Annotated in this window: 4 protein-coding genes; 3 read left to right on the plus strand and 1 reads right to left on the minus strand. The window is 73.8% G+C overall.

All coding sequences use genetic code 11. The annotated features are described in order from the left end of the window. Window positions 1–70: 70 nt before the first annotated feature. Window positions 71–2,227 carry a discoidin domain-containing protein gene (locus ACFXAZ_RS38495; protein WP_384601415.1) on the minus strand — a complete coding sequence of 719 codons (2,157 nt, stop codon included), beginning with the start codon at window positions 2,225–2,227 and terminating at the stop codon, window positions 71–73. Window positions 2,228–2,747: 520 nt separating this feature from the next. Here ACFXAZ_RS38495 and ACFXAZ_RS38500 point away from each other — a divergent pair. From ACFXAZ_RS38500 to ACFXAZ_RS38510, 3 genes are all read left to right on the plus strand, one after another. Continuing rightward, on the plus strand, window positions 2,748–3,611 hold the full coding sequence (locus tag ACFXAZ_RS38500; protein WP_384601418.1) for a fructosamine kinase family protein: 864 nt from the start codon (window positions 2,748–2,750) through the stop codon (window positions 3,609–3,611). A gap of 216 nt (window positions 3,612–3,827) precedes the next feature. Continuing rightward, window positions 3,828–6,671 (plus strand): SpoIIE family protein phosphatase, encoded by a 2,844-nt coding sequence (locus ACFXAZ_RS38505; RefSeq protein WP_384601421.1) that lies wholly within the window; start codon window positions 3,828–3,830, stop codon window positions 6,669–6,671. A 207-nt stretch (window positions 6,672–6,878) separates the two neighbouring features. Beyond that, window positions 6,879–9,695, plus strand: coding sequence for a SpoIIE family protein phosphatase (locus tag ACFXAZ_RS38510; protein ID WP_384601424.1), 2,817 nt, complete (start codon window positions 6,879–6,881; stop codon window positions 9,693–9,695). The last annotated feature ends 104 nt before the right edge of the window (window positions 9,696–9,799 follow it).

Consider the following 9,799-nt stretch of genomic DNA (forward strand, 5'->3'; position numbering starts at 1 on the left):
GGGGCGGGCGGGCGGGCCCGCCGCGCCGCCCCCCCCCCCCGCGCGCGCGGCTCGCCCCCCACGGGCGGGGTCAGGGGAAGCTGGTCACCTTCGAGGGGATCGTGCTGGTGCCGGAGGTGGGTGAACCGGTGTCGTTGATGACATGGGCGTACTGGCCCATGCCGCCGAGCGAGATCACCATCAGATGGTTCATCCGGACCCCGGGTTTCACCGGGACCTGGAAGCCGTGGCGCTGGACGATGCTCGGATCGGAGGTGTAGTTGGAGTAACTGCCCAGCGCCCACGCCTGATGGGTGTTCACGGTGTCGGCGACCTTGTAGGCGGCGTAGCCGACGATGCCGTCGTGGGTGATGGCGGCGGCGTTCGGGGCGTCGTACGCCTTCTCGTTCTGGAAGAAGATCGTCCGGCCGCGTTCGCCGCTCCAGTACACGTCGTACTTGTTGAAGTGCTCGACGAACAGGCCGGTGGCGAGGACGTCGTCGCCGTTGACGCGCAGGCCGTAGTCGGCGCGGTTGGTCTCCCAGCCGACGCCCTCGCCGTGGTCCGCGCGCCAGATCCAGGTGTGGTCGATGAGCACGTCGTCGCTGTTGATCACCATGGAGTCGGTGGCGAGGCCCGGTCCGGCGCCGCCGACGCGGATGAAGACGTCCTGGATGGTGGTGGGGTTGGCGGCGTGGTCGGCGGACGAGTCCGGGGCACCGACCCGCAGCAGGGTGTCGGACCTGACCGGCCCGGCGTCGATCAGGAACCCGGCGAGCCGCACCCCGTCGACGTCGGCGACATGCATGGCGTCGATGCCGTTGTCCGGGATGAACGTGGCCAGACCGAGGCCGAGCACCACGGTGTCGGGACGGTTGACCTGGATCGTCTGGTCCAGGTGATAGACGCCCGGCGTGATGAGCAGGTGGAGGCCCTGGGCGAGGGCGGCGTTGATAGTGGCGGCGGTGGCACCGGGCTTGACCACGTAGAACTGGTCCAGCGGCAGGGACGTACCGCCCGCGTTGGCCGGCCACGACACCCCACGGGAGTCCGTCCGCTTGGCGGGCACGAAGACCTTGTACTCGGAGCCGTCCAGGTACAGGAAGGGCTTCTCGCGGGAGATCGGCGTGGTGTCCATGGTGGTGTACGGGCCGGTGTCGAAGTTGGTCGCGGGCGCGCCCTGGACACCGGTGAAGGTGTGGTTCCACACGCCGTTGAGCCAGCCGCCGACGGAGCTGTCCCGGGTGTACCACTGCTGCTGGGAGTACGGGCTCACCGTGCCGTCGATCTTCGAGTCGGCGATATAGCCGCCGGAGGCCCAGCCGTAGCCGTTCGGGGCGAGGTTGAGGCCGCCCTTGACGTGCATCCGGCGGAACGGCGCGGCCTGGGCGACGGCCCAGCGGTCGGTGCCGTTGACGGGGGTGAGGGCGAGGTTCTCGGCGGAGCGCCAGAAGTTCTGCGTGGCGTTGCCGTTGAACCAGCCCGCGTCGACCGTGATGTCCCCGTTGATCTGGGTGTCGTCGGGGTTGAGACCGAGGCCGGAGACGGAGGTGTAGAAGCCGAGTTGGGCGTTGAGGCCGTTGTAGGTGCCCGGCTTGAGCAGGAACTGGTAGCGGCCGGAGCCGAACTGATCGGACTCCTGCTGGGTGAAGACCTCGTCGAACCTCTGCTGGAGGTTCGGGGTGGACGGGTCGACGACGATGACATTGGGGCCCAGGTCGCCGCCGCCCTCGATGGGCCCGGTGCCGTCCGTGGTGGTGTGCACGGCGACGTCCCAGAGGGAGTAGCCCCAGCCGGTGGCGCGGGCGGTGCCGTGCACCCGGAGGTAGCGGCCCGATCCGGTGACGTCGTAGGAGACCTGACCGCCCGTGGCGCCGGTGACGGTGCGCAGGGTGGTCCAGTTCTGTCCGTCGGCGGAGGTCTGGAGGGTGAAGTCCCGGGCGTACGCGGTCTCCCAGTGCAGGTCGACCCGGCACAGGTCCTTGACCGACCCGAGGTCGACCTGGACCCACTGCGGGTCGGCGAACTGGCTGGACCAGCGGGTACCGGCGTCCCCGTCGAACGCGGCGGACGCGGGCGTGCCCGCGTGCTCGACGGAGGACGCGGAGGCGGGCTTGCCGCGCGCGGCGTCGGCCGGGTCACAGGCGACGGCCGCCTCGGCCGCGACGGCGGCTCGCGCGGGCAGGGTGACGAGCGCCGCCGTGGCGGCGAGTGCGGCACCCAGGCATCTGAGTCTCGTGAGTCTCATGCGGCTCCTCTGCGGTGATGTGCAGGGGTGTGCGGGAGTGCGGAATGCGGGTGTGCAGTGTGCGGAATGCGGGTGTGGCGGGGTGCGGGTGTGGCGGAATGCGGGTGTGGCGGGGTACGGATGTGCGGTGCGGCTCACCGGGTGGTACGGCCTGCGGCATTGCTGCGGCTGCGCGACGAGCGTCGGGCGCGCGCCGGTGTCGGTACCCACGGCGCACCTCACGGCGGGCTCCGGCGTTCCGGCCCGGTCCGGACACCTCACCCGTGCGGTGCTTAGTTCATGACATGATTTAAGTGATGATGCAACCGTCGGGCAAGCCCCTGGCGCGGATTTGCCGCACTACGGTTCCTCTCCCGCCCGCACGCCCCCGCGCGCATCCGCCGTACGCCCCTCGCACCTCCCGTGCTCCGACGCGCGAGGGACGGGGCCGGAGTACATGGAGCCGGGGCCGTGCGGCTGCCTACCCTGAGGCTCAGGGAGCCGAGCGCTCAGGGAGCCGAGCGGAGGGGGCCGGGGGATCGTGAGCGGGGGTGAGCGGGTGGCGGCGGTGGTGGAGCGGCTGACCGGACAGAGCGTCGAGCGGGTGCGGGCGGTGTCGGGCGCGGTCACCGAAGCCGCCCTCGGCGACGGGCGGTTCGTGATGGCCAAGCGGAGCGAGGGGCCGGACGCGGTGCTCGCCGAGGCGGCCGGGCTGCGCTGGCTGGCGGACGCGGGGACCGTACGGGTGCCGCGCGTGCACGGCTGCGACGGGCAGTGGCTGGTGACCGACCGGGTGGCCACGGGCGTGCCCGACGCCGGGGCGGCCGTGCGGTTCGGGCGGGAGCTGGCGGGTCTGCACGGCGCGGGCGCGCCCGCGTTCGGGGCGCCGCCGCCGGGCGGGCCGCGAGCGGCGTACATCGGGCTGGCGCCCATGCGGAACAGTCCCGCCGACACCTGGCCCGGGTGGTACGCCGGGGAACGGGTGCTGCCGTATCTGCGCGACGCGGTCGACCAGGGCACGCTCACCGCCGGGGAGGGGCGGGAGGTCGAGCGGGCCTGCGCGCGGGTGCCGGAGCTGGCGGGACCGGCCGAGCCGCCCGCACGGCTGCACGGCGATCTATGGAACGGCAATGTGCTGTGGGGCGCCGACGGCCACGCGTGGGTGATCGACCCCGCCGCCCACGGCGGTCACCGGGAGACGGATCTGGCGATGCTGCGGCTGTTCGGCTGCCCGTACCTGGACGCCGTGCTGGACGGCTACCAGCAGGTGGCGCCGCTCGCCGACGGCTGGCAGGAGCGCGTACCGCTGCATCAGCTCTTCCCGCTGCTGGTCCATGTGGTGCTTTTCGGGCGGGCGTACGCCGGGCGGACACTGGCGGCGGCACGGGCGTGCCGGGGCGGCTGATCGCCGCGCCCCCCGATTGATCTCACTCCCCCCGTACGAGGTCTTCCGGCCCCGGCGCCGGTGCTGGAGGATCCTGCGTGACCGTCCGCGCGGTGGACGGGGTACCGGCGCCGTGCGGCCGAGGCGGGCTGCTGGGCCCGTCCGGGTGCGGACACGGCGGCGGGTGACGCATTCTTGCTGTGTCGCCTGCGCGGCGCAGGGACGAGGTAGGACCGGATGACTGGGAGCGCCGAGGACCCGCACGGGACGCCGGACCGGCTGGCCGCGCTGCTGACCGAGGTGGCGGCGGAGGCGGCGGGCGCGGTGGGCGCGCGGGTCGTGGGCCTGTATCTGCGCTCCGCCGACCGGGACATACTGCGGCTGGCGGCGCTGTCGGGTGTGCCGGGGCCGCTGTTCCGCCCCTGGTGGCAGGTGCACACCCATCGCCCGGTGCCGATCGCCGACACCTTCCGGCTGGGCGTCCAGGTCGTGCTGCCGAACGCGACGGAGACGATGCGCCGCTATCCGCAGTTCGCCGCCGCGCTGCCGTTCCCGTTCGGGGTGATCAGTGTGCCGGTGCCGGGGGCGGAGGAGGTCTGCGGCGCCCTGACGGCCCTGCTTCCGCCGATGTCCGACGCGACGGGACTGCTCGTCCCCCGGGACCGGCTGACCCGGCTGGCCGAGGAACTGGGCGAGCGGCTGCGCGGACTGGCCGGCGCCGGGACGGCCGTCGTCTGGGACGCCGAGCCGCTGTCCGCGCGGCCACCGACCCGGGGGCCCGCCGACGCGCGGACCGGCCGGTTCACCTGGGACCCGGAGTCGGGCGCCGTGACGGTGGACGACGGCGCACGCGCCCTGCTCGCGCTGCCGTCCGAGCCCCCGCCGGAGACGGAGGCGGCGCTCGTCTCGGCGTTCTCGGCGGCGGACGCGCGCCGGCTGGCCGCGCTGCTGCGGGACGCGGCGCAGGGCAAGCCGCCCGCCGACCCCCTGCCGATACGGCTCGCGGGTGGCCCCTTACGCCTGGTGGACCTCTGGCCGCCCGACGGCTCACGGCTCGTGCACGGCGTGGTCATCAACGCGGGCTCGGTGGCCGACCAGGCCGCCGACCGGCTCCCCCAGGGCGTCTTCTGCGTGGACCGGCAGGGCGTCATCGGCTACGTCAACCCGCGCGCCGAGCAACTCCTGGGCGTGGACCGCACCCGCCTCACCGGCCGCTGCCTGTGGGACGCGGTGCCCTGGCTCGCCGACCCGGCCTGCGAGGACCACCTCCGCGCGGCCCTGCTGTCACCGGACCCGGTGCATTTCCATGTGGAGCGGCCGGGCGGGGCGGGGGTGCACGAGGGGGACCGGCACCCGCCCACGCCTCATGGCCACGAAGGGGACCGGCACCGGTCCGCGCCCGACGGGTACGGGGGAAGGCGGCGCCCGTCCACACCGCACGCCGACGAGCGTGACCGACACCCATCCACACCGCACCACGACGAGCATGACCGGCACGCCTCGACACCTCACACCCCCGGGAGTGAGCCCGCCGCAGCCGACTCCCCCGCCGACGAGCACGAGCCGCACCCCTCCGCACTCCCCGCCCACGCGGGTGACCGCGCGGCAAGCGCCCCCCGCCGCTACGAGGGCGACCGGCTCGCCATCTCCGTCTACCCCGGGCCCGACCTGCTGACCTGCACCGTCGTGCCGTCGAACCGGGTCGCCGACAGCCCGGCCGGGCCGCCGGACGAGTCGTTCGCCGACCCGGTGGGCGTTCCCGTTCCGGGCGTCCCGCTGTACCGGCCGATCGTGCTGGCGATCGCGCTCACGGAGGCGGTGACCGCGCGGCAGGTGTCGGCGGTGGTGATGCAGGAGCTGCTGCCCGCGTTCGGCGGACGCCGACTGGCGATCTATCTGCTCCAGGACCGGCATCTGTTCCTGGCCTGGGAGGCGGGCTTCCCGGAGGGGTTCCTCGACCAGTTCGACGGGGTGGATCTCGATGAGCGGCTGCCCGGCGTCGAGACCCTCACCACGGGCAGGCCGATGTTCTTCGACTCGATGCCGGAACTCGCCGACGCGTATCCGGGCATACCGATCGACGCCACCGAGGGGGCCCGCGCGTTCCTGCCGCTGATCGCGTCGGGCCGCCGGGTCGGCTCCTGCATCCTCGGCTTCGACCGGGAGCGCCGGTTCAGCACCGAGGAACGGACCGTGCTCACCGCACTCGCGGGGCTGATCGCGCACGCGATGGAGAAGGCCCAGCGCTACGAGACCGAGGCCGCGCTCGCCCGGGGCCTCCAGCGCGCGCTGCTGCCCCGCCGGCTGCCCGCGCACCCCGCGGTGGAGACCGCGGGCCGCTATCTGCCGGGCACCCAGGGCATGGACGTGGGCGGCGACTGGTACGACGTGGTGGAGGCCGGTGACGGGGTGGCACTGGTGATCGGCGACGTCCAGGGGCACGGCGTGCAGGCGGCGGCCACGATGGGGCAGCTGCGCAGCGCGGTGCGGGCGTTCGCGCTGGACGACCGGCCGCCGGACGAGGTGCTGGGCGGCACCAATCGCCTGCTCATCGACCTGGACCCGGGCCAGTTCGCCAGCTGCTGCTACGTACGGCTCGATCCGGCCACCGGCCGGGCCCGGATCGCCAGCGCGGGCCATCCCCCGCCCCTGCTGCGCGCGCCGGACGGCCGGACCCACCGCCTGGACACGCCCGCCGGAGTGGTGCTCGGTGTGATCAAGGGCGCCCGCTATCCGGTGGCGGAGGTGTCGATGGAGCCGGGCGCGATCCTCGCCCTGTACACGGACGGGCTGGTGGAGCGGCCCGGCCTGGACATAGACGACGGCATCGGGGCGCTGCGGACGGCTCTCGCGCGCGGCGGAGCGCCCACGGCCCGGCCGGGCGCCCGCTGGCTGGCGGCGGTCGCCGACCGGCTCACCGCGGCGACCCGGCACACCGCCGACCGGCCCGACGACATCGCGCTGCTGCTCGCGGCCCGCCGCACGGACGACCGCGACACGGACGCCGCCCGGACCGACAGCCGCGGCACGGACACCCGCGCCACCGAGGATCGCCGCACCGACGACCGGCCCCGCACATGATCCCGCGCCCGCCCGAAAGCCCGAAGCCACACACGGCACCGGACACGGCACCGGCCCCAGCCCCGGACACAGCCGTGGACACAGCCGTGGACACAGCCGTGGACACAGCCGTGGGCCCCACCCCACCCACCACCGGAGCACGCACCCAACCGGTGACCCTGCGTGACATCTCTCGCCTCACGGGGCGAGGGAGTGTAAACAGGGCACATGGTCCGGCTCATGGGGTGGGCCGGGAAGACCCGGCAGCCCCGTCGCCTCGGTGCGGTGCACCCGCGGCGTGCGCCCGGCCACGTCCAAGAAGCCGGTGATCCACCCGTGGCCCGTACCCCGAAGTCCGCACCCCCGCGGCGGCCCGCCCCCGGGCAGCGACCGCGGCCCGGCCGGCTCGCGTCGCTGCGCTCGGCGCTGAGCGGACGCAGCGTCGCAGGCCAGGTGTTTCTCTTCCAGGTCGTGATAGTGGTGGTGCTGGTGGCGGCGGCCGTGGTGGCACTGCTGCTCCAGGGGCGGCACGACAGCGTCCACGAGGCCACCGACCGCTCGCTGGCCGTCGCCCAGACCTTCGCCAACGCGCCCGGCACCCGCCAGGCGCTGACCGCCCCGGACCCGACGGCGCTGCTCCAGCCGCGTGCGGAGGCGGCGCGCAAGGCCGCGAAGGTCGACTTCATCGTCGTCATGAACCGGGACGGCGTCCGCTACACGCATCCGATGCCCGACCGGATCGGGAAGCGGTTCGTGGGCTCCACCGCCCCCGCGCTCGCCGGGAACCCGGTGACCGAGGAGATCGACGGCACGATGGGACGGCTGGTGCAGGCGGTGGTGCCGATTCAGGAGACCGACGGCCGGGTGGTCGGGCTGGTGTCGGCGGGGATCACCGCCGAGCACATCGGCGGCGCCGCCAACGAGCAGCTGCCGCTGGTGCTGTTCGCCGCCGCCCTCGCGGTGGCGCTGGCGACCGGCGGGACCGCGCTGGTCAGCAGACGGCTGCTGTATCAGACGCACGGCCTGGGGCCGCGCGAGATGACCCGGATGTACGAGCATCACGACGCCGTGCTGCACGCGGTGCGCGAGGGCGTGACCATCGTCGGCGGCGAGGGCGAACTGCTGCTCGCCAACGACGAGGCGCACCGGCTGCTGGACCTGCCCGAGGACGCCGAGGGCCGCCATGTCAGCGCGCTGGGCCTGGCCCCCGACACCGCCGATCTGCTGGTGTCGGGCCGGGTCGCGACGGACGAGGTGCGGCTGGTCGGTGACCGGCTGCTGGCCATCAACCAGCGCCCCACCGACCTGCGCGGCGGCCCCGCCGGGAGCGTGGCCACCCTGCGGGACTCCACCGAGCTGCGCGCCCTGTCCGGCCGGGCCGAAGTGGCCCACGAGCGGCTGGACATGCTCTACGACGCGGGGGCGGCCATCGGCACCGGTCTGGACGTCAGCCGCACCGCCGAGGAACTGACGGAACTGGCGGTGCCCCGGTTCGCTGACTTCGTCTCCGTCGACCTGTTCGACGCGGTGCTCGGCGGTGAGCCGCCCGAGGCCGGCACCGAGCTGCGGCGGGCCGCGTTCAGCGGGGTGCGCGGGGACGCGCCGCTGTATCCGGTGGGCCGGAGCATCCGGTTCGTGCCGTCGTCGCCCCAGGCCAACGCGTTGACGACGGGTCAGGCCGTGCTGGAGCCCAGGCTGCGGGACGCGCCGGGCTGGAAGGCGCAGGACCCGGAGCTGACCGAGCGGATCCTCCGGTACGGCATCCACTCGCTGATCACCGCGCCGCTGCGGGCCGGTTCGCTGATCCTGGGCCTGGTCAACTTCTGGCGGTGGACGGTGCCCGAGCCGTTCGACGCCGGGGACCGGGCGCTGGCGGAGGAGTTGGTGGCGCGGGCCGCGGTCTCCATCGACAACGCCCGCCGCTACACGCGCGAGCACGCCATGGCGGTCACCCTCCAGCGCAGTCTGCTGCCGCGCACCCTGCCCGAGCAGAACGCCCTCGACATCGCCTACCGCTATCTGCCGGCCCAGTCCGGGGTGGGCGGCGACTGGTTCGACGTACTGCCGCTGTCGGGTGCGCGGGTCGCGCTGGTCGTCGGCGACGTGGTGGGGCACGGGCTGCACGCGGCGGCCACCATGGGCCGGCTGCGGACGGCGGTCCACAACTTCTCGGCCCTGGACCTGGCCCCCGACGAACTCCTGCACCTCCTGGACGAATCGGTCAGCCGGATCGACCAGGACGAGACGGCGGCCGACGGGACGGCGGCGGTCACCGGGGCGACCTGTCTGTACGCGGTGTACGACCCGGTGTCACGGGTGTGCACGATGGCCCGCGCCGGTCATCCGCCGCCCGCGCTGATCCGCCCGGACGGCACGGTCGAGTTCGCGGAGGTGCCGGCGGGGCCGCCGCTGGGGCTGGGCGGGCTGCCGTTCGAAACGGCGGACGTGGAGCTGCCCGAGGGCACCCGGCTGGTGCTGTACACCGACGGCCTGGTCGAGGACCGTACCCGGGACATCGACGAAGGGCTGGAGATCCTGCGCTCCACCCTCGAACGGGCGGGCCCCGACCCGGAGGACATCTGCCGTGCGGTGGTCGACGCGCGTCTGCCGGAACGACCCAGCGACGACATCGCGGTGATCGTGGCCCGCACGCGTGCGCTGGACGCCGACCGGGTGGCCGAGTGGGTGGTGCCGGCCGATCCGGTGGCGGTCGGTGAGATCCGGGCACTGGTCACCCGGCAGCTGAGCGCCTGGGGTCTTGAGGGGTCCGCGTTCACCACGGAACTGATCCTCAGCGAACTGGTCACCAACGCGATCCGCTACGGCGGCTCCCCCATCCGCGTCCGCGTCCTGCGCGACCGCGCCCTGATCTGCGAGGTCTTCGACGGCAGCAGCACCGCCCCCCACCTCCGTTACGCCGCGATGACCGACGAGGGCGGCCGGGGCCTGTTCCTGGTGGCCCGGCTCGCCGACCGCTGGGGCACCCGCTATCTGCCCCACGGCAAGGTGATCTGGGCGGAGCAGCCGCTCATCCAGGGCATGTGAGCGGTGGCCGCTAGGTCCTGTCCGGCGGATCATGTGACCTTCTGACCGGTCGCTCGTTGGTTCGGGCATGGGTCGGGGGGATCTGACGAATCGCGAGTGGTCGT

Source organism: Streptomyces sp. NPDC059477 (assembly GCF_042749375.1).
Lineage (GTDB): Bacteria > Actinomycetota > Actinomycetes > Streptomycetales > Streptomycetaceae > Streptomyces.

Coding starts and splice junctions, on each gene's coding strand:
- ACFXAZ_RS38505 (WP_384601421.1), top strand. CDS start 3,828: ATGACTGGGAGCGCCGAGGACCCGCACGGGACGCCGGACCGGCTGGCC.
- ACFXAZ_RS38510 (WP_384601424.1), top strand. CDS start 6,879: ATGGTCCGGCTCATGGGGTGGGCCGGGAAGACCCGGCAGCCCCGTCGC.
- ACFXAZ_RS38495 (WP_384601415.1), bottom strand. CDS start 2,227: ATGAGACTCACGAGACTCAGATGCCTGGGTGCCGCACTCGCCGCCACG.